This is a genomic window from Bacillus sp. EB106-04-02-XG92 (genome assembly GCF_058791995.1).
On sequence record NZ_JBYTEA010000002.1, the window covers coordinates 1 to 19,509 of the forward strand.

Consider the following 19,509-nt stretch of genomic DNA (forward strand, 5'->3'; position numbering starts at 1 on the left):
AGGATCAAACTCTCCAATAAAGTTAGTTTGTCTAGCATCTAAAATAAAAATTGACGTTTCACGTTGTTTGTTTCGTTCAGTTTTCAAAGAACTACTTGGCCGCTCATTTGCGACTTCCTTATGTTAACATCTTCGTTTTTCGATGTCAACTAAGTTTTTCAATTTCTTTTTTGTCGTTTTCTGCGTTTCCGCATCAGCGACGGTTATTAATATATCATGGTAAAAAATGAAATGCAACACCTTTTGAAAACTTTTTTTAAATTAACTACATTTCTTTTTTAATATCATATACTTAAACGAAATATCTCTTTCATTTCTACGAGATTCCTACATATATTCTATATAAAGTCACTCTACCCAAAAACATTTCTTTCTATAATAAATGTTTTATTCATATACCATATCATACAAGGAGGAATACATATGGACTATACCGATTTATTAATCAAACTAGGTCTCTCGGCTATTTTAGGATTCGCCATCGGTTTAGAGCGCGAATTAAAACGGAAACCACTTGGTTTAAAAACTTGTTTAGTGATTTCTATTATTAGTTGCCTCCTGACGATTGTTTCTATTAAAGCAGCTTACAATTTACCACATACTGATCATATGAATATGGATCCCCTTCGACTTGCTGCTCAAATTGTATCAGGAATCGGTTTTTTAGGGGCCGGTGTTATTTTACGTAGAGGAAATGATAGTATTGCAGGGTTAACGACTGCCGCTATGATTTGGGGTGCTTCTGGTATCGGTATTGCTGTTGGGGCCGGATTCTATATAGAAGCAATTTTCGGGATGTGTTTCCTTATGATTAGTGTTGAACTTATACCACTAACAATGAAGTTTATAGGACCAAGATCATTTCGCCAACGTGATATCGCAGTAAAACTTGTTGTGCGAAATATGGACAATATCCCAATTGTAATTGAAGAAATAAAAGAAATGGATATAAAAGTTAAGAACATGAAGCTAAAAACATTAGAAAATGGCTCACACTATTTACATTTAAAATTATGTATCGATCAAAAAAGACATACCGCTGATGTTTACTACGCCCTCCAGCATCTTGAAAGTGTTCAACAAACTGAAGTGGAAAGTATGTAACGTAAAACAAACTCTCTTTTAAATTAGAGAGTTTTTCTTTTTTCTATAATGGTAACAATGAATGTAGCCCTGCAAAGTAAGGAGGAATAAGAGTTTGAAATCCCGTCCGAATTTAGTAGATACATTTCGTGATTCCATTATTTTTCGTTTAATTTTCTTTATTGTTGTACTTACTGCTTTTTCCGGCTTTCTTATACATAGATTAGAACCATCGCACTTCACTACATGGTTTGATGGAGTTTGGTGGTCAATCGTTACAATTTTCACCGTTGGCTACGGTGACTTTGCCCCGCATACAACGATGGGTAAACTTATCGGTATGGGTATTATTTTATTTGGAACCGGATTTTGTTCTTATTATATGGTGTTGTTCGCTACTGATATGATTAATAAACAATATATGAAGGTTAAAGGAGAAGAAGCTGCAACTTCTAATGGTCATATGATTATTGTCGGCTGGAATGAACGGGCAAAACACGTTGTAAAACAAATGCACGTTTTACAACCGAACCTTGATATCGTTTTAATTGATGAAACACTTTCTTTACTTCCAAAACCATTTCATCATTTAGAGTTTATAAAGGGGTGCCCCCATCACGATCAAACTTTATTAAAAGCTAATATTACAACAGCTCACACTATATTAATAACAGCTGATAAAGAAAAAAATGAAAGCTTAGCAGATACACAGTCCATTTTAAACATATTAACTGCAAAAGGGCTCAACCAAAACATTTACTGCATCGCTGAACTTCTTACTTCTGAACAAATACAAAATGCAACGAGAGCTGGTGCATCAGAAATTATAGAAGGAAATAAATTAACGAGCTATGTATTTACCGCTTCTCTTTTATTTCCTTCCATTTCAGGCGTACTATTCTCACTTTACGATGAAATCTCTGATAATAAGTTACAACTAATGGAGCTTCCTCCGTCTTGCACCGGACAAACTTTTGCAAATTGTAGCTATACCCTTTTAAAACAAAACATTCTCTTACTAGGTATAAAGCGCGACGAACAATATATGATCAATCCCGTCCATTCCTTTGTTCTCATTGAAAGCGACATACTGATCGTTATTCACCATTAAGAAAATGTTTTTCTAGTTCCTGCATGAGCACTTTCCCAATATTGATATATTTTCTTTTCACTTCTCCATCTGGATCTTTCGGCTCAGCAAATTGGTCCATTCCGCTCGTTCCGGCTGCTAGAGTATTTACATGATCATCTAGTTCGTCTTGATATACGTGCGAAAGAATATACGGCGTTCCAAGACGAACGATTACACCAGGTACATCTAGCTCTCCATCTACTGCTGTAAATGGCACTCGCAGAAATTGATAGCCATCTTCTTCATCGATTTTATAATCAAAGCATCCTTTATCATAATCCCAATTGCCACCAATGCTATATCCAAGTGGCTTCATTATCTCTTCTAACTTATATAACGCATATGTACGTCCTTCTAAATTTGATTGAATTGGAATCAAGCCCATCCCTCCTAGTCTTTTTCTTTAGCATACCCACTCTAGTTTGAATATACTGATGGACTTTTCGATAAAATAATAAAAAAGCGACCGGATTCCGGTCGCTTTTTTATTATTTTAAACGCTCTTCTAATTCTGCTTTTAACTCTTCAAATCCTGGTTTACCAAGTAAAGCAAACATGTTTTTCTTGTATGCTTCTACTCCTGGCTGATCAAATGGATTTACGCCTAATAAGTAGCCGCTCATCGCACATGCTTTTTCGAAGAAGTATACAAGGTAACCGAATGTGTACTCATTTAATTCAGGGATATTTACGATTAAGTTCGGTACTCCACCATCGCTATGTGCAAGTAATGTACCTTCGTATGCTTTTGTGTTTACGAAGTCTACAGTTTCACCAGCAAGGTAGTTTAATCCATCTAAATCGTTTTCTTCTGATTCGATTGTTAGTTCATGTGTAGATTTACCTACTTTCAGAACTGTTTCAAATAAGTCACGACGACCTTCTTGAACATATTGACCTAATGAGTGTAAGTCAGTTGAGAAGTTAGCTGAAGATGGGAAAATACCTTTTTGATCTTTTCCTTCACTTTCACCAAATAACTGTTTCCACCATTCAGCGAAGTATTGAAGTGCTGGCTCATAGTTAACAAGCATTTCAATTGTTTTTCCTTTATTGTATAACGCATTACGAACTACCGCATATTGGTAAGCTGGGTTTTCTTCTAGTTCTGATGCACTGAAGTCACCATGACCAGCAGCTGCACCTTTCATCATTTCTTCAATATTTAAGCCACTAACTGCGATTGGTAATAAACCAACTGGCGTTAATACAGAGAAACGTCCTCCAACATCATCTGGAATAACGAATGTTTCGTAACCTTCGTTATCAGCTAATGTTTTTAATGCACCACGTGCTTTATCTGTCGTTGCATAAATACGTTTGCGGGCCTCTTCTTTTCCATATTTCTCTTCTAATAACTTACGGAAAATACGGAATGCTAGTGCAGGCTCTGTTGTTGTACCTGATTTGGAAATAACGTTAATAGAGAAGTCTTTACCTTCTAATACATCCATTAAATCTTTCATGTAAGTGGAGCTAATGTTTTGTCCAACAAATAGCACTTGTGGAGTTTTACGTTGTTCTTTAGAAAGTGTATTGTAGAAAGAATGGTTTAACATTTCGATTGCTGCACGTGCTCCTAAGTAAGAACCACCAATACCTACAACAAGTAAAATGTCAGAGTCAGTTTTAATTTTTTCTGCGCATTTTTGAATGCGAGCAAATTCTTCTTTGTCATATTGAAGCGGAAGGTCTACCCACCCAAGGAAATCGTTCCCAGCTCCAGTTTTTTCGTGGATTGCGTGATGTGTTACTTTCACTGCATCACGTAAATAAGTGATTTCATGTTCACCGATGAAGGATAACGCTTTAGAATAGTCGAACGTTACATGTGTACTCATCTTTTTCCCTCCAATTATGGATATGTATTTCTGTATTCACTTTAGCGAAACTGAAGTTGTAAATCAAGCGATTCAAACATTGTAAACGTAACCAATATATATTTTTTAGAAAAAGTTCATTTTTTGCATAAAAATTCGCATTTTTCGGTATAGATGTATATACATCCTTTTTCTTATATTTTTTATGTATAAAAACAACATAACTACACCATTCTATAAAAGAGTTAATTAACTCATCGCTTGCTCATGCTTCACAATTAAGGGGGGGCTTTTTCATGAGTACACTACAACGTATCGCATTAGTCTTTACTGTAATTGGCGCTGTGAACTGGGGACTAATCGGGTTCTTCCAGTTTGACTTAGTGGCAGCCATTTTCGGTGGACAAAACTCAGCTCTTTCACGTATTATTTACGGCATCGTCGGTATTTCTGGGCTTATCAATCTTGGTTTACTCTTTAAACCATCAGAAAATCTTGGCACTCACCCAGAAACGAACGAAATTCGCTAGTCAGTATGTCCTTACTCCACCTCCGACATACGAATATGATTGCATGCAATCATATTTGCAAATATATATCATAAGAAAAAGTAAAAGAGGAACGCTCATATGCGTTCCTCTTTTACTTTGTTAACTCGGACTCTTCAATCCATTCTGTTAGCTTTTCTCGCAGCGTATTAAATCCGTCCTTAGATGGATTCGGTATAAGAATCCGTCCTTGTTTTCTTTTCGCCGCTTTTAACGATAAACTCATTTTTCTGTGTTCTTCATCAATTGAAAGTACTTTTACTTCTACTGTATCGCCGACTTTTAAAAAGTCATGAATATCCTTTACATATCCATTTGTAATTTCAGATATATGCACAAGCCCTTGTGTTTCTGCATCTAACGCTACAAATGCACCGTAATCTTGAATCCCAGTCACTTTCCCTGTTACAACCACTCCTGTTGTATATTGTTCTGACATATGAAACACTCCCATACGTTTACCATTTTCTCTACAATTGTAGATAGCAAAGCAGATGATTTATTGTTAAATATCCGATTAGTTAATACGTACCCTAAGTAAAGCGACTCAGGATACGCACACCTTATATTAGTAAATTATACCACTATGACAGAACTCATTCAAAATTCATGAAAAAAATTTCCTTAAGTAAGTATAATTCTCCAATATTGGGATAGAATACTAACACATGGCTTTCTAGTATTCCCCCCCTTTTATGGACAAAACGTATTGTGTTTTGTCCTTTTTTTATTCTCTATAAAACGTTCCATTCTTTTCATTGCTTCCATCAGCTGTTCAAGCGATGTTGCATACGAACAACGAATAAATCCTTCACCACTTTCGCCAAATACACTTCCAGGTACAACAGCCACTTTTTCTTCTAATAATAACTGTTCTGCAAATTCCGCCGAAGATAGTCCAGTTGAAGAAATAGAAGGAAAGACATAGAATGCTCCGCCAGGCACATGACATGTTAATCCCATTTCATTGAAAGATGTCGTCATAAAATTACGGCGTTTCTTATAACTATCTCTCATCCGAATTACTTCATCATTCCCAGCCCGTAACGCTTCAAGCGCTGCGAACTGAGACATCGTCGGTGCACACATCATGGAATACTGGTGAATTTTGAGCATTAATTCTGAAAAATGAACAGGAGCTGCAATCATACCGAGGCGCCATCCTGTCATCGCAAATCCTTTTGAAAATCCTGAAATTAAAATCGTATGCTCGCGCATATTTTTCATACTCGCAAAACTTGTATATTTTTCGTCGTATACAAGCTCTGCATAAATTTCATCAGATAATACGATTAAATTGTACTTTTCAACAATCACTGCTATTTCTTCAAGCTCGGATTTATTTAACATTGCACCTGTTGGGTTATTTGGTGAACAAAGCAAAATCGCCTTTGTTTTCGCTGTAATAGCTGCTTCAATTTGCTTTGGTTGTACTTTAAACTCATTTTCTAAAGTAGTCGCCACAGGAACCGGAACTCCTCCAGCTAATGTTACAAGCGGTGCATAAGAAACGAAACTCGGTTCAATAATGAGTACTTCATCATCAGGATTTATAATGGCACGCATCGCTACATCTATCGCCTGACTCGCTCCAACTGTAACAATGATTTCATCGTTTGGATCATAAGATACTGCAAATTGTTTTTTTAGATACTTTGCTATTTCTTGACGGAGCTCCAATAATCCTGCATTTGCTGTATATGACGTATATCCTTGTTCTAAAGAACGGATACACGCTTGCCTCACATTCCAAGGTGTAACGAAGTCTGGCTCTCCTACTCCAAGAGAAATAACACCTTTCATATTTGCTGCTAAATCGAAAAACTTTCGAATACCTGATGGTTGTAATGATTCTGCTGCTCTAGATAGTTCAAATTGCTTCATGGTGTCACCACAATTCGCTTATCATCATCGTTTTTTTCATAAATAATTCCCTCATGCTTATACTTCTTCAAAATGAAATGCGTTGTTGTAGAAACGACAGATTCAATTGTTGCTAATTTCTCAGAAACAAACATCGCTACTTCTCCCATTGTCTTTCCTTCTAATGTAATAGAAAGATCATATGTCCCTGACATTAAATACACGGACTTTACTTCTGAATAGCGATAAATTTGTTCAGCAACCGCATCGAACCCAACGCCGTGCTTTGGCGTAACTTTCACATCGATCATCGCCGTTAAACCTGTATGTTCTTTCACCTTCGTCCAATCGATATGTGTTACATAATCCACGATAATCTTTTCCGCTTCTAATTTTTCAACCATTTTCTTTATTTCTTCTACTTCTATATTTAACAGCTTCGCTAATGTATCTACAGTTAATCGACTACTTTTTTCAAGACAAGCTAATAATTCTAATTCCTTTTCTGTCACCATATAAATCATCCTTCCTATTCGTTTGTGTCTAAATTATACAAATACCCTTTCCAGTTTGAAAAGAAGATTTTTTTAGTGAATTATGTCAAAATAAAGTGAAACTTTAATCCATGGAAAGGTTCACCCCATGGGTTATTAGCCCGCACCAATCGGGCTTTTACGAGCAGTTGATCTCCCACCTCACTTCTTTATCTCAATCATCTTTTAGGTGGGAGTCTTACTGCTCGTTAAAGCGGGGCAAAGTGAAACTTTAATCAGCAGAAAAATGCGTGATAAAGCGAAAGGGGATGGAACCGTGAAACCAAAAGTTTATATTGCCGAGCCAGTTCCAACATTTGTAGAAAAATATTTATCAGAACACTGTCATTATGAAAAGTGGGAGAAAAATGAGAAGGTACCTCGTGATGTCCTATTAGAGAAAATACAAGATAAAGATGGTTTATTAAATTTTGGATCTGCTATTAATGAAGAATTATTAGAGGCAGCTCCTAACTTAAAAGTAGTGAGCAACATTTCTGTCGGTTACGATAATTTTGATTTACAAGCGATGGAAAAGCGAAATGTCATCGGAACGAATACACCATACGTACTAGATGATACAGTAGCTGACCTCGTTTTTGCTCTTATGTTATCTGCCGGTCGCCGTGTTTGTGAACTTGACTCCTACGTAAAAAACGGTGAATGGAATGCCGAAATTGGAAAAGAGCACTTCGGGCTGGATGTACACCATAGTACAATTGGCATTATCGGTATGGGCCGAATTGGAGAAGCTGTTGCAAAACGAGCAAAATTCGGATTTGATATGGATGTTCTTTATTATAACCGTCGCCGTAAAGAAGAAGCGGAGCAAAAATTCGATGCTACATATTGTGATTTACAGACGCTACTAAAGCGATCTGACTTTATTGTTCTTCTTACTCCATTAACAGATGAAACGTATCAGCTTATCGGAGAAAAAGAATTTTCATTAATGAAAGAAACAGCAATCTTCATTAATGCTTCTCGCGGGAAAACAGTCGATGAAGAAGCGTTAATTCATGCCTTAACAGAAAAGAAAATCTTTGCAGCAGGCATCGATACTTTTACACAAGAGCCGATTCAAAAAAACAATCCGCTCTTATCCTTACAAAATGTCGTTACTTTACCACACATCGGATCTGCAACATTAAAAACGAGGCAGCAAATGGCTATGACGGCCGCTGAAAATTTAGTTGCAGGGTTACAAGGAAAAACACCGCCTAATATTGTTCGCGGATAATAATGAATAAGTGAAAGGCAAGATGACATCGTCATCTTGCTTTTTTTGTTAACATATTTTTTTCTGCCTTGGAGATGATATGAACAAAAATCAATGGAGTGACAAAAAATGAATCACGAATATACTTGTCCTTATTTCACTTTTTCCACTCGCGGCACTACTGTTCATTACGAATTGTATGAACATGAAAACAAAACAGAACGTCCTACTTTCGTACTCGTTCACGGCTTTTTATCTTCTTCATTCAGTTACCGCCGTCTTATCCCCTTACTATCGAAGGAAGGAACAGTAATTGCTCTTGATTTACCACCGTTCGGAAAAAGTGATAAGTCGCATCTATTTAAATATTCTTATCACAATTTAGCAACGGTTATTATCGATTTAATTGAACACTTATCTCTCTCCAATATTGTATTAGTTGGACATTCTATGGGAGGTCAAATTTCTCTTTATGTAAACCGTATACGTCCTGAATTAATCTCAAAGACAATTTTACTATGCAGCTCTAGCTATTTAGCACGCGCAGCTTTGCCTTTACTGTATTCTTCTTATTTACCGTTCTTTCATTTATACGTAAAAAACTGGATTATCCGGCGCGGCATCGTTCATAACTTAATGAATGTCGTTCATGATCACTCATTAATTGATGATGAGATGAAGGAAGGTTACTCCGCTCCTTTTTATGACAACCGTATCTTCCCTGCTTTGACTCGTATGATACGAGATCGTGAAGGTGACTTATCTTCAACTGAATTACAAAAAATCGAAACACCTACACTACTCATTTGGGGTGAAAAAGATCGCGTCGTCCCTCTAGATGTAGGTCATCGTCTACACAAAGATTTACCGAATTCGAAATTTATTTCTTACGAAAACACAGGACATTTACTACCTGAAGAAAAACCTGAACACGTTTATGAAGAAATCATCTCTTTTTCTGCACAATAATATGAAAGGCTGTCGGAAATTCCGACAGCCTACAATGAACAACTTCCGCCTTCTTTTATTACAAGTAATTCTACAGCTAACTTCTCACATTTTTCAAGCGCAGGTACTTCCTCAAAAGACATAAAGTATATATGTTGAATCTTCTTTGCGATGTATTTTGGATCATCGAACACACTTACGACGTTCACGACATCGCTCGCTTCTGTTTCATAAAACTCCGGTCCCATTTGAAACGGATCCCAATTCTTCACAACCTCTATCATCTTTTCATATGTACCCATTCGCTTCCCGCCTTTTCACTTTTTAATACTTTTCTTTATCCTATCACATCAGCTATTCTATAAGAAGAGAGAGTACTTTCATAACTTAACGGTTTTACAGAAGAAGGGGGCAAACTTATGCAACTATTTCATAAAACAGTCAATCGACGTGGAACTCATAGTACAAAATGGGATACATATAAAAACGAAGAACTTGTCCACGCTTGGATTGCTGATATGGATTTTGAAGTACCACAACCAATTCAAACTGCTTTAAAGAAACGTATCGAGCATCCTATTTTCGGCTATACACTTCCTCCCGAAAATATTGGAGATATTATTTGTAACTGGACAAAAAAACAGTACAACTGGGATATTCAAAAAGAATGGATTGTCTTTAGCGCTGGAATCGTTCCAGCTCTTAGTACGAGCATACAGGCCTTCACAAAGGAAAATGAATCCGTTCTCGTACAACCACCTATTTATCCCCCATTTTTCGAAATGGTTACAACAAACAATAGACAATTATGCGTGAGTCCATTACAGAAACAAAATGATACATATGCAATAGACTTCGAGCATTTAGAAAAGCAATTCCAACAAGGCGTCAAACTTATGCTTCTTTGTAGTCCTCATAATCCAATCGGGCGTGTTTGGTCAAAAGAGGAACTCACACAGCTTGGCGCGTTATGTACGAAATATAATGTAATCGTTGTAGCGGATGAAATTCATTCCGATATTATTTATGCAAATCATACACATACACCGTTCGCTTCCTTATCAGAAGACTTAGCAGCACGTACGATTACTTGTATGGCTCCGAGTAAAACATTTAATATCGCTGGATTACAAGCGTCGATTATTATCATTCCAAACGAAAAACTCCGTCAAGCCTTTACGTCTATCCAATATAGACAAGGTTTCCACGGATTAAATACATTTGCCTATACAGCGATGCAAAGTGCCTATACAGAATGTAACGATTGGCTAAATGAAATTCGATTATATATAGAAGATAATGCTCAATTTGCTTGTAAATATATTAAAGATCACATACCTGCTCTTTCTGTAACGAAACCAGACGGTAGTTTTTTATTGTGGATTGATTGTTCTGCTCTAAACCTTTCTCAAGACGAGCGCACTAAATTACTTGAGGAAAAAGGAAAAATTATCGTTGAGCCTGGTGAAAAATACGGATTAGGCGGCGAGGAACATATTCGAATTAACATCGGCTGTCCAAGATCTGTTTTAGAAGAAATTTTAAATAGACTGCGCCACACATTTTCATAATAAGAAAGGAGTTTATTTGGGACAGACTCTTTTGTCATATTTTGTCGGTAAGTCGATATATTTTAAAAACCGCTGATATATTTCGAGTTACGGTCGATATATTCCAATAATCGCCGATATAATCGTTTCACAAAAAAAGCTACCGCGCACGGTAGCTTTTACTTTTTCTTCATATCCGATGCTTTTTTTACAATAACACCACAAGCAATTCGATCACCTGATTTACCTGTCGGTTGTGTCATCCCATCATCAGCGTTTTCTGTAATAATAATAGACGCTCCATCTTTTCTATGAATTGTCGTTTTTCCTTCTTCAAGCGTTATGTGCGGCGCATCGATTTCTGCTTTAATCTTTCCTGAACCGTCTGCGATTACGTTCGGTAAATCACCGTTTTCTGCACCCTTCGGATTAAGAAGACCATGCTTTTTATCATCCGGATTAAAATGATTCCCAGCTGATTCAAAACGTGGTGCTTTACACTCTCCAATTTCATGTACATGTAGTCCGTGTGGGCCAGGTGTAAAACCTTCCCCTTTAATCGTAATTTTCACTCCGCTTGTTTGCTGCACTACTTTCGCAGTCCCCACTTCATCGCCTGAAGCATTATGTAATTTCACGTCAATTTCTTTCGGCTTTCCTTGGTCACAACCAGCCATCAGAAATAATAAACAACAACTGAAAAAAAGCCGTTTTTTCATTCTATTCCCTCCAAAATACATTCTGCTCTTAGATTGTCCGAGCATAGAAGGAAACATACAAAAATGAGTTACTGTTTCTTTTCAGCTAACAGTTTTTCTTCAACTTTCTGTAATTGCTCTGCTTCTCGTTTTGATACGCGAATGAACATGCGCCACGTAGCAACGGCACCAATGATAAATAGAACACAAACAATCCCTGGAATAATATATTCTGTTTTATCTTCCGGAAAATATAAAGGCATCATACGGAACACCACTCCTTATTATAGGATCCAAAAACCATCAGAATTTTCTGTTATATTATTTAAAATTATAGTTGAACCGATTCATATTCTCAAGGGGTCGTTCCGAAAGCGAATGATTTCTTTGACTCCTCCTCTTACTTTCCTTACTATAAACTTGAGGTGAAAAATATGAGAGAAACATTTGAAATTGGCGAGATCGTTACTGGTATTTATAAAACTGGAAAATACATCGGCGAAGTTACAAATAGCCGTCCTGGCAGTTACGTCGTAAAAGTATTAGCTGTTTTAAAACATCCAGTACAAGGTGACTTACATAACGTAAAACAAGCTGACGTACCATTTTTCCATGAAAGACGCGCTTTAGCTTTCCGTGAACAGACGAATATTCCAGAGCAAATGGTGAAGAAATATGAAGGAGAAATTCCGGAGTATACAGCGTCACTCAAATTGGCATTAGAAACTCAAATGAATTCATTTTCTGAAGATGATTCACCTTTTGCGGTTCGTAGTCTAGAAACATTAGAGCAGTTAAAAAAAGACTACAAACTTTAAAAAAACAAAACGACCAAATTACATACTGTGCAATTTGGTCGTTACTGTGTACTCACTTTCTTTAACACTTTTGAAAAATCAACGAGTTCTCCTAATGTTGGAGGTGCTGGTTTCACTAAATACTCTTTATCTTTTTCTACTAATTTAAAAATATTATACGTCGTCATCGCATCATCTAGCGCACAATGATGCTTACCTGTTCCTACTTTTCCATACGCCTCAATTGCTTTCCACAATCCTGTTTGATTTCTCTCACCAAAAAACTTCTTATACTCCATTGATAAATCACGGCACTGTCCTAAGAAAGGAAAGTCGACTCCCGCCATTTCACAATTATGCTTCAACACTTTCATATCCATATTTCCCCACGTAACAATGGTTGGTTTACATCTCTTTTCATATTCTACAAGTTTTTCAACAAGTTCTAGAAACGAAATTCCTTTATCTACAGCTTCTTGTTTAATCCCTAAAAATTTCTTACATCGATCCGTTAAAGAAGGAAAAGTTTTCGGCCTAACATGAGCTGAATATGTGTCTTCTACCTTACAGCCAACAACCGAAACGAGTCCTACTTCAATAATTTCCGGGAAAAATCCTTTTGGTTTTTTTCTGTGCTGGGGCATCGTAAACTCAAAATCCAAAAATAAAAATTGTTGTTCATCCATACGATCCCTTCCTTATCATCTTTGTCATTCCTTTCTATTTGACACTCCTACACGAACAAGCTCGAATGCTAATTCCATTTTAAATATTCAGATTGGATGTATCTTATATATATGTCAAATGCCCGCAAATATTTTTAAAAATACGAAAAAATGACCTTTGCAGAAAATATAACAAAATACGCCCTTTCATTTACATCCGACATTTTTCTAATTTATAATGACTTTATGTGTGTTTCATCTAGTTCATTTTTGACACACTAAGAAAAGTGAATGAAAGGAGATGAGAGTTTTGCACGAAACAACGCAAGAGCTCGCAAACTGGCAGTATTATTTTGCTATCGCAGTCTTTTTAATTACATATGCCATTATTATTTCTGAAAAAATCAATCGCGCTGTCATCGCACTTCTTGGCGCAGCACTCATGGTAATTATGGGGGTCGTTGATTTACACAACGCCTTTACGAAACATATTGAATGGGGGACGATTACACTACTCATCGGTATGATGATTTTGGTGAACATTACGAGTAAATCGGGTGTCTTCCAATACGTTGCCATTAAAGCAGCAAAAGGAGCCCAAGGAAATCCAATTAAAATTTTAATTTCCCTTTCCTTACTTACTGCGCTTGGTTCCGCATTTTTAGATAACGTTACAACTGTACTTCTTGTTGTTCCAGTTACTTTATCAATTACGCGCATACTGCAAGTAAATCCTGTTCCTTATTTACTTTCTGAAATTATTTTTTCAAACATTGGAGGAACAGCGACATTAATTGGTGATCCACCTAACATTATGATTGGTTCTGCAAATAAGCATTTAGATTTCAATGCATTCTTATTCAACTTAGCACCTATCGTAATCATTATTATTGGTGTGACAGCGACAATACTTTACTTCATGTATCGTAAACAATTAATTGCTGATCCTGTACAAGTTAAGAAATTAATGAGTTTAGACGAAAAGCAATATATTAAAGATCCAGTATTAATGAAAAAATCTTTAACAGTACTTGGACTTACAATTGTAGGTTTCATGACTCATTCGATTTTCCATGTTGATGCAGCTATCATCGCTTTAACTGGTGCCACTATTCTTATGCTAATTGGTGTGAAAGAACATGAAATTGAAGAGGTATTCGCAAGTGTTGAGTGGGTAACAATCTTCTTCTTCGCAGGACTATTCGTACTCGTTGGAGGACTTATCGATATCGGCCTTATTAAAATGTTAGCTCAAAAAGTAATTGGCATAACGGGCGGAGATATTTCTTACGCATCTATCCTTATTTTATGGGTATCTGGTATCGCCTCGGCAACAATTGATAACATTCCATTCGTTGCAACAATGATCCCACTTATTAACGATATGGCAGTTGGGCTAGGATTATCACCTTCTGACGCACAAATCGACGTATTATGGTGGGCATTAGCATTAGGTGCTTGTCTAGGTGGAAACGGAACATTAATCGGGGCTTCTGCTAACGTAATTGTTGCAGGTATCGCAAGCCGCGAAGGACATAAGTTTAGCTACATGGACTTCCTAAAAGTCGGTTTCCCAATTATGATCGTTTCATTAATCATTTCTCATATTTATATTTATGTACGCTACCTTATGTAGTAGAAAAAGCGCCCAAATAAACAGGGCGCTTTTTTCATTACACATATTTAAAATAAACTTACTCGTTATACCTTACCGGCTCATTCCGAATAATAAATAAGTGAATCGGTAAGAAAACCGAAAACGTGATTGTATGAATAATCGTAAACAATATAGAATTCGTTCCGTATCTATCTAAAATTGCGTAAATAAGATAAATAGATAGCACAATCGATACAGCTGTTGCTATTAAATATAGAATTGGTACGAAGTTAAAAATGAAACATGCGACATATATGCCGAATACTTTCCATCCTGCTTCTTCTTTCAAAAAGTCTGGTAATTTATCTTTCGCTAAATCCCCCCATATCTTACTATTTAAAAAAGGAATAAACGCAAGAGCACCATCCGTTGCACCATCATTTTTCGCCATCGTATACAGTGCAAAAGCCGTTAATAAATACGCAATAATTGCCCAAATCAATACAACAAGAATAAACGCAAAACTAAGAGCAAAGAAACCCGCTAGTACGCCTTGATCTTCCATCTTATCCTCTCCTCTCTACTCTCAACATATTTCATTACTTTACAAGTTATGTTTTAAAATTTATCCAAACTCTCTGTATAATAATATGAGCGAGATAATAAGAGAGGAGAACGCACTTATGCATCCATTTGTACAAGCATTACAAGAGCATTTCACAGCTCATAATAATCCTGAAAAAGCAGAACCGATGGCACGTTATATGAAAAATCACTTCCCGTTTCTCGGTATTCAAACTCCCGAGAGAAGACAGTTGTTAAAAGACGTTATTCAAATACATACTCTCCCAGATCCAAAAGACTTCCAAGTTCTCATACGTGAGCTTTGGGATTTACCAGAACGTGAATTTCAGGCAGCAGCACTTGATATTATGCAAAAATATAAAAAGCATATAAACGAAACGCATATCCCCTTCTTAGAAGAACTCATTGTCACAAAGTCTTGGTGGGATACTGTTGATAGCATCGTCCCTACCTTTTTAGGCAATATCTTTTTACAACGTCCAGAATTAATTTCTGCCTATATTCCGAAATGGATCGCATCAAATAACATATGGTTACAACGTGCCGCTATTTTGTTCCAGCTAAAATATAAACAAAAGATGGATGAAGAACTTCTTTTCTGGATTATTGGACAACTACATTCTTCAAAAGAATTTTTCATTCAAAAAGCGATTGGCTGGGTCCTTCGTGAATATGCAAAAACAAAGCCCGATGTAGTATGGGAATACGTGCAAAATAACGAACTTGCCCCGCTCAGTAAACGTGAAGCAATTAAGCACATTAAACAAAATTACGGAATAAATAACGAAAAAATAGGCGAGACTCTATCATAGATAGACACGTTCCTCTATTGAGATTTAAAAAAGAACGTGTTAGAATATGTTCATTATTATTAATATAAGTAGCGATGACGGACTTATAAGTACTTGCACAAAAAGCGATTCAGGGATAGTGAAAGCCTGAAGTTGCAAGGAAACGGCAGTCTCGAGCAATACGTGATAAAGTGGATGCACCTTTTGTGTATCAACTAGGGTGGAACCGCGGGCAAACGCTCGTCCCTAGGCAATTAAGCCTTGGGATGAGCGTTTTTTTATGTTTTTCAAAGCATATACCGCTCGTTTCACTAGCATCTGAGCACGTCATCGCCAATACGTTAACTTTCAAAAGGAGGATTTTATTATGTATTCAATGGAACAAGTTGTAAACTTAGCGAAACATCGCGGTTTTGTTTTCCCTGGTTCTGAAATTTACGGTGGTCTTGCAAACACTTGGGATTACGGTCCACTTGGAATCGAATTAAAAAATAACGTTAAAAAAGCTTGGTGGAAAAAATTCATTCAAGAATCTCCATACAACGTTGGTTTAGACGCAGCTATTTTAATGAACCCAAAAACTTGGATCGCTTCTGGTCACGTTGGTAACTTCAACGATCCAATGATCGACTGTAAAAAATGTAAAGCGCGTCACCGTGCTGATAAATTAATTGAAGATGCATTAGATGCAAAAGGCATCGAAATGGTTGTTGACGGTCTTACTTTCGACCAAATGGCTGACTTAATGAAAGAGCATGAAGTAAAATGTCCTGATTGCGGTAGTGAAGAATTCACTGAAATCCGTCAGTTCAACTTAATGTTCAAAACATTCCAAGGTGTTACAGAGTCTAGCACAAACGAAATCTTCCTTCGTCCTGAAACAGCACAAGGTATTTTCGTAAACTTCAAAAACGTACAACGCTCTATGCGTAAAAAACTTCCATTTGGTATTGGCCAAATCGGTAAGAGCTTCCGTAACGAAATCACGCCTGGTAACTTTACATTCCGTACACGTGAATTCGAACAAATGGAACTTGAATTCTTCTGTAAGCCTGGTGAAGATTTAGAGTGGTTCGCATTCTGGCGTGAAACTTGTAAAAACTGGTTACTTTCACTTGGTATGACTGAAGAAAGCATGCGTCTTCGTGACCACGGTGAAGAAGAGTTATCTCACTACAGTAACGCAACAACTGATATTGAATTCAAATTCCCATTCGGTTGGGGCGAACTATGGGGCGTAGCATCTCGTACAGACTTCGATTTAAAACGTCACATGGAACACTCTAACGAAGACTTTAACTATATTGATCCACAAACGAATGAGCGTTACGTACCATACTGCATCGAGCCATCTTTAGGTGCTGACCGCGTAACATTAGCATTCTTATGTGATGCATATGAAGAAGAGCAATTAGAAAACGATTCTCGTACAGTTCTTCGTTTCCACCCTGCTTTAGCACCATACAAAGCGGCTATCTTACCATTATCTAAAAAGCTATCTGAAGGTGCTACTGAAGTATTCGCAGAATTAGCTAAAGACTTCATGGTAGACTTTGACGAAACTGGTTCTATCGGTAAACGTTACCGTCGTCAAGACGAAATCGGTACACCATTCTGTATCACTTACGACTTCGACTCAGTTGAAGACAAAGCTGTTACAGTACGTGACCGTGACACAATGGAACAAGTTCGTATGCCAATTAGCGAACTAAAAGGTTTCTTAGAGAAGAAAATCCAGTTCTAATTATAAGAAAAAGAGGCAGCTCATGAGAGCCGCCTCTTTTTTTACTTTTCACGTTTTTCTTTAATTGCTACTGTACATCTTGAAATACATAATAAATCGTCATTCTCATCAATGATACGCACATCCCAAACCATCGTTGAATTTCCTCTATGTATCGGTGTTCCGATTGCTGTTACAATTCCATCTTTCTTTGAGCGAATGTGATTTGCATTAATTTCTAGACCAAAACAGATGCATTTCTCTTGATCAATTAAATTGTATGAGCCAACGCTTGCTACTGTTTCTGCTAATGCAAGCGATGCACCACCGTGTAAAAAACCAAACGGCTGATGCGTACGCTCATCAACAGGCATCGTAGCAACCACCTTATCTTCTGTCATCTCTAACAACTCAATTCCAAGTGAATCCATTAAAGTTTTTGCCATATCGCTTCCCCCTTCTCTCACTGCAATTAAATGTATAATTTTACCTGTTTATTTTCAAACTACGTATAACACTTATATAAGGAGGTTTCACCTAAATGAAACAGAAATTTTATATACTATTACTTATGTTCTCCTTGCTGACTATTGTACCAAATTGTGCACTAGCAGCCAAAACATCTAACCTGACAATCGATGTTCAGACTGTAACGCAAAAAGGTAAGAAACCTTATATAGAATATCAAATTAACAGACCTTCATTTCATAACTTTTCCGATTCTAAATTTCAAAATAAGCTCAATCTCTACTACAAAAAATCTACTGACAAATTTAAAACTAGATTAGAAAAAGACGCAAAAAAATATTATAAAGAAACAGAAGGATCTAGTACGCCATTTCATCCGTACGTGGCGAATGTTGATTATAAAGTCTCCTTAAATAAACCACCTTTTCTCAGCCTATATTTGAATTACTATCAATATACAGGCGGTGCGCACGGTCTTTATACGTGGAAAGCAAACACATTTGATTTAAACGAAAAAAAGTTACTACGCTTAGACGATCTATTTCAACAAGAAGACAAATATAAAGAAGTAATTCGTGCTGAGATTGTAAGACAAATTAAACAAAATGAAAGTATTTATTTTCCCGATGCAACTGAAAAGGTCATGAGCACGAAAAAGTTTCACTTCTTTTTAGAGCCGAACAATCTCGTCATTTATTTCCCTCTATATGAGATTGCTCCTTATTCTAGCGGAATTCCGCAATTTCGTATTCCGTATACGTTGCTAAGAGACTATTTGAAGCCTTCTTATCAAAATATTTTGATTGACAACAAGTAAATATTTTCGCTACGATAATGTTAACCTAAAAACAACAGGAGGTTAACATTATGAGAAGATTTCATGTTTTAGACTTAGCATTAGCTGCCATGTTCGTTGCTCTTATGGCCATTGGTGCAAATATTGTATCTTGGGCACCATTCCTGCAAGTAGCGGGTATCCCATTATCTATGCAACCATTTTTCGCAATTTTAGCAGGTCTTCTTCTTGGAAGTAGACTTGGCGCATTATCAATGACGGTTTACATGCTTGTTGGATTAGCAGGCGCGCCCATCTTCGCTAACTTCAAAGCTGGATTTGGAGCACTTTTAGATCCTACTGGTGGTTTTATTATCGCATTTATTATCGTTGCTTACGTATCAGGAAAACTCATAGAACAAAAGGAAAAACCAACATTTCCTACATTTGCAATTGCCTCTTTCACAGGAATCATTTTAACTTATATTATCGGCACTACTTATATGTACGGGGCAGTTAATTTCTTCATGGGTGGTAATATGAGCTATAAAGCTGCTTGGATGATTATGATGTGGTTCGCAGTAAAAGATATTGTATTTACAATTATCGGTGCTATTATCGCACCTCGTATATATTATGCTGTACGTCGTTCCGCTTATCAGCATTCTCATTCGACGATTTCATAATAAAAAGGAGTTATTTCAGCGCACTGAA

23 protein-coding genes are annotated in these 19,509 nt (G+C 36.7%); 12 read left to right on the forward strand and 11 right to left on the reverse strand.

The annotated features are described in order from the left end of the window. Positions 1 to 423 precede the first annotated feature (423 nt). Together AC3WVA_RS06005 and AC3WVA_RS06010 are read left to right on the forward strand one after the other, a co-directional pair. The gene (locus AC3WVA_RS06005; RefSeq protein WP_048528454.1) at positions 424 to 1,104 is read left to right on the forward strand and encodes an MgtC/SapB family protein; all 681 of its coding nucleotides are present in this window, start codon (positions 424 to 426) and stop codon (positions 1,102 to 1,104) included. A 94-nt stretch (positions 1,105 to 1,198) separates the two neighbouring features. Next, complete coding sequence (locus tag AC3WVA_RS06010) at positions 1,199 to 2,194, forward strand: potassium channel family protein (RefSeq protein WP_048528452.1); 996 nt, start codon at positions 1,199 to 1,201, stop codon at positions 2,192 to 2,194. On the opposite strand, the gene AC3WVA_RS06015 is transcribed toward AC3WVA_RS06010, so the two are convergent. Both AC3WVA_RS06015 and AC3WVA_RS06020 read right to left on the reverse strand, forming a co-directional pair. Beyond that, positions 2,181 to 2,594: a YugN-like family protein gene (locus tag AC3WVA_RS06015; RefSeq protein WP_048528449.1), complete on the reverse strand. Its 414-nt coding sequence runs from the start codon at positions 2,592 to 2,594 to the stop codon at positions 2,181 to 2,183. The two genes, AC3WVA_RS06010 and AC3WVA_RS06015, sit on opposite strands and share 14 nt — an antisense overlap. A 109-nt stretch (positions 2,595 to 2,703) precedes the next feature. Further along, the gene (locus AC3WVA_RS06020) at positions 2,704 to 4,056 is read right to left on the reverse strand and encodes a glucose-6-phosphate isomerase (RefSeq protein WP_048528447.1); all 1,353 of its coding nucleotides are present in this window, start codon (positions 4,054 to 4,056) and stop codon (positions 2,704 to 2,706) included. A gap of 275 nt (positions 4,057 to 4,331) precedes the next feature. Between AC3WVA_RS06020 and AC3WVA_RS06025 the strand changes: the two genes are divergently transcribed. Beyond that, positions 4,332 to 4,565: a DUF378 domain-containing protein gene (locus tag AC3WVA_RS06025; RefSeq protein WP_000105789.1), complete on the forward strand. Its 234-nt coding sequence runs from the start codon at positions 4,332 to 4,334 to the stop codon at positions 4,563 to 4,565. A gap of 112 nt (positions 4,566 to 4,677) precedes the next feature. Here the strand turns inward: AC3WVA_RS06025 and yugI are convergent, their stop codons facing one another. The 3 genes from yugI to AC3WVA_RS06040 all read right to left on the reverse strand — a co-directional run bounded on the left by yugI (position 4,678) and on the right by AC3WVA_RS06040 (position 6,961). Beyond that, positions 4,678 to 5,022, reverse strand: a complete 345-nt coding sequence (gene yugI, locus AC3WVA_RS06030; protein ID WP_000003767.1) for a S1 domain-containing post-transcriptional regulator GSP13 — start codon at positions 5,020 to 5,022, stop codon at positions 4,678 to 4,680. A gap of 254 nt (positions 5,023 to 5,276) precedes the next feature. Beyond that, the gene (locus tag AC3WVA_RS06035) at positions 5,277 to 6,467 is read right to left on the reverse strand and encodes an aminotransferase (RefSeq protein WP_098346637.1); all 1,191 of its coding nucleotides are present in this window, start codon (positions 6,465 to 6,467) and stop codon (positions 5,277 to 5,279) included. Continuing rightward, complete coding sequence (locus tag AC3WVA_RS06040; RefSeq protein ID WP_048528438.1) at positions 6,464 to 6,961, reverse strand: Lrp/AsnC family transcriptional regulator; 498 nt, start codon at positions 6,959 to 6,961, stop codon at positions 6,464 to 6,466. The genes AC3WVA_RS06035 and AC3WVA_RS06040 overlap by 4 nt, the downstream gene beginning before the upstream one ends. Positions 6,962 to 7,226: 265 nt before the next feature. On the opposite strand from AC3WVA_RS06040, the gene AC3WVA_RS06045 reads away from it, so the two are divergent. Further along, complete coding sequence (locus AC3WVA_RS06045) at positions 7,227 to 8,219, forward strand: 2-hydroxyacid dehydrogenase (protein WP_098881445.1); 993 nt, start codon at positions 7,227 to 7,229, stop codon at positions 8,217 to 8,219. A gap of 108 nt (positions 8,220 to 8,327) precedes the next feature. Continuing rightward, entirely contained in the window at positions 8,328 to 9,167 is an 840-nt protein-coding gene (locus AC3WVA_RS06050; RefSeq protein WP_048528432.1) for an alpha/beta fold hydrolase, read from the forward strand. A 29-nt stretch (positions 9,168 to 9,196) separates the two neighbouring features. Here the strand turns inward: AC3WVA_RS06050 and AC3WVA_RS06055 are convergent, their stop codons facing one another. Then, complete coding sequence (locus tag AC3WVA_RS06055) at positions 9,197 to 9,448, reverse strand: YugE family protein (RefSeq protein ID WP_000537642.1); 252 nt, start codon at positions 9,446 to 9,448, stop codon at positions 9,197 to 9,199. A 117-nt stretch (positions 9,449 to 9,565) separates the two neighbouring features. Between AC3WVA_RS06055 and AC3WVA_RS06060 the strand changes: the two genes are divergently transcribed. Further along, positions 9,566 to 10,717 carry a MalY/PatB family protein gene (locus AC3WVA_RS06060; RefSeq protein WP_098520311.1) on the forward strand — a complete coding sequence of 384 codons (1,152 nt, stop codon included), beginning with the start codon at positions 9,566 to 9,568 and terminating at the stop codon, positions 10,715 to 10,717. A gap of 158 nt (positions 10,718 to 10,875) precedes the next feature. Here AC3WVA_RS06060 and sodC read toward each other — a convergent pair whose 3' ends face one another. Both sodC and AC3WVA_RS06070 read right to left on the reverse strand, forming a co-directional pair. Next, positions 10,876 to 11,415, reverse strand: coding sequence for a superoxide dismutase [Cu-Zn] (gene sodC / locus AC3WVA_RS06065; RefSeq protein ID WP_048528426.1), 540 nt, complete (start codon positions 11,413 to 11,415; stop codon positions 10,876 to 10,878). 68 nt (positions 11,416 to 11,483) lie between these two features. Further along, positions 11,484 to 11,660 carry a hypothetical protein gene (locus AC3WVA_RS06070; RefSeq protein ID WP_048528424.1) on the reverse strand — a complete coding sequence of 59 codons (177 nt, stop codon included), beginning with the start codon at positions 11,658 to 11,660 and terminating at the stop codon, positions 11,484 to 11,486. A 168-nt stretch (positions 11,661 to 11,828) separates the two neighbouring features. Here AC3WVA_RS06070 and kapB point away from each other — a divergent pair, with 168 nt between their 5' ends. Further along, positions 11,829 to 12,212 carry a kinase-associated lipoprotein KapB gene (gene kapB / locus AC3WVA_RS06075; protein WP_048528421.1) on the forward strand — a complete coding sequence of 128 codons (384 nt, stop codon included), beginning with the start codon at positions 11,829 to 11,831 and terminating at the stop codon, positions 12,210 to 12,212. A gap of 41 nt (positions 12,213 to 12,253) precedes the next feature. Here the strand turns inward: kapB and kapD are convergent, their stop codons facing one another. Then, the gene (gene kapD, locus AC3WVA_RS06080) at positions 12,254 to 12,877 is read right to left on the reverse strand and encodes a 3'-5' exonuclease KapD (RefSeq protein ID WP_492321828.1); all 624 of its coding nucleotides are present in this window, start codon (positions 12,875 to 12,877) and stop codon (positions 12,254 to 12,256) included. A gap of 289 nt (positions 12,878 to 13,166) precedes the next feature. On the opposite strand from kapD, the gene AC3WVA_RS06085 reads away from it, so the two are divergent. Then, the gene (locus AC3WVA_RS06085) at positions 13,167 to 14,492 is read left to right on the forward strand and encodes an ArsB/NhaD family transporter (protein ID WP_048528417.1); all 1,326 of its coding nucleotides are present in this window, start codon (positions 13,167 to 13,169) and stop codon (positions 14,490 to 14,492) included. Between the two features lie 58 nt (positions 14,493 to 14,550). On the opposite strand, the gene AC3WVA_RS06090 is transcribed toward AC3WVA_RS06085, so the two are convergent. Next, a complete protein-coding gene (locus AC3WVA_RS06090) occupies positions 14,551 to 15,018 on the reverse strand; it encodes a hypothetical protein (RefSeq protein WP_000390064.1) in 468 nt (155 codons plus the stop codon). A gap of 118 nt (positions 15,019 to 15,136) precedes the next feature. Between AC3WVA_RS06090 and AC3WVA_RS06095 the strand changes: the two genes are divergently transcribed. Then, positions 15,137 to 15,850, forward strand: a complete 714-nt coding sequence (locus tag AC3WVA_RS06095) for a DNA alkylation repair protein (protein ID WP_098346633.1) — start codon at positions 15,137 to 15,139, stop codon at positions 15,848 to 15,850. A gap of 346 nt (positions 15,851 to 16,196) precedes the next feature. Further along, complete coding sequence (locus tag AC3WVA_RS06100) at positions 16,197 to 17,573, forward strand: glycine--tRNA ligase (RefSeq protein WP_000287154.1); 1,377 nt, start codon at positions 16,197 to 16,199, stop codon at positions 17,571 to 17,573. 41 nt (positions 17,574 to 17,614) lie between these two features. Here AC3WVA_RS06100 and AC3WVA_RS06105 read toward each other — a convergent pair whose 3' ends face one another. After that, positions 17,615 to 17,998: a hotdog fold thioesterase gene (locus AC3WVA_RS06105; RefSeq protein WP_001140608.1), complete on the reverse strand. Its 384-nt coding sequence runs from the start codon at positions 17,996 to 17,998 to the stop codon at positions 17,615 to 17,617. Between the two features lie 95 nt (positions 17,999 to 18,093). Between AC3WVA_RS06105 and AC3WVA_RS06110 the strand changes: the two genes are divergently transcribed. Continuing rightward, complete coding sequence (locus AC3WVA_RS06110) at positions 18,094 to 18,837, forward strand: DUF3298 and DUF4163 domain-containing protein (protein WP_098346632.1); 744 nt, start codon at positions 18,094 to 18,096, stop codon at positions 18,835 to 18,837. Between the two features lie 50 nt (positions 18,838 to 18,887). Further along, on the forward strand, positions 18,888 to 19,481 hold the full coding sequence (locus tag AC3WVA_RS06115; RefSeq protein ID WP_048528406.1) for a biotin transporter BioY: 594 nt from the start codon (positions 18,888 to 18,890) through the stop codon (positions 19,479 to 19,481). Positions 19,482 to 19,509 lie beyond the last annotated feature (28 nt).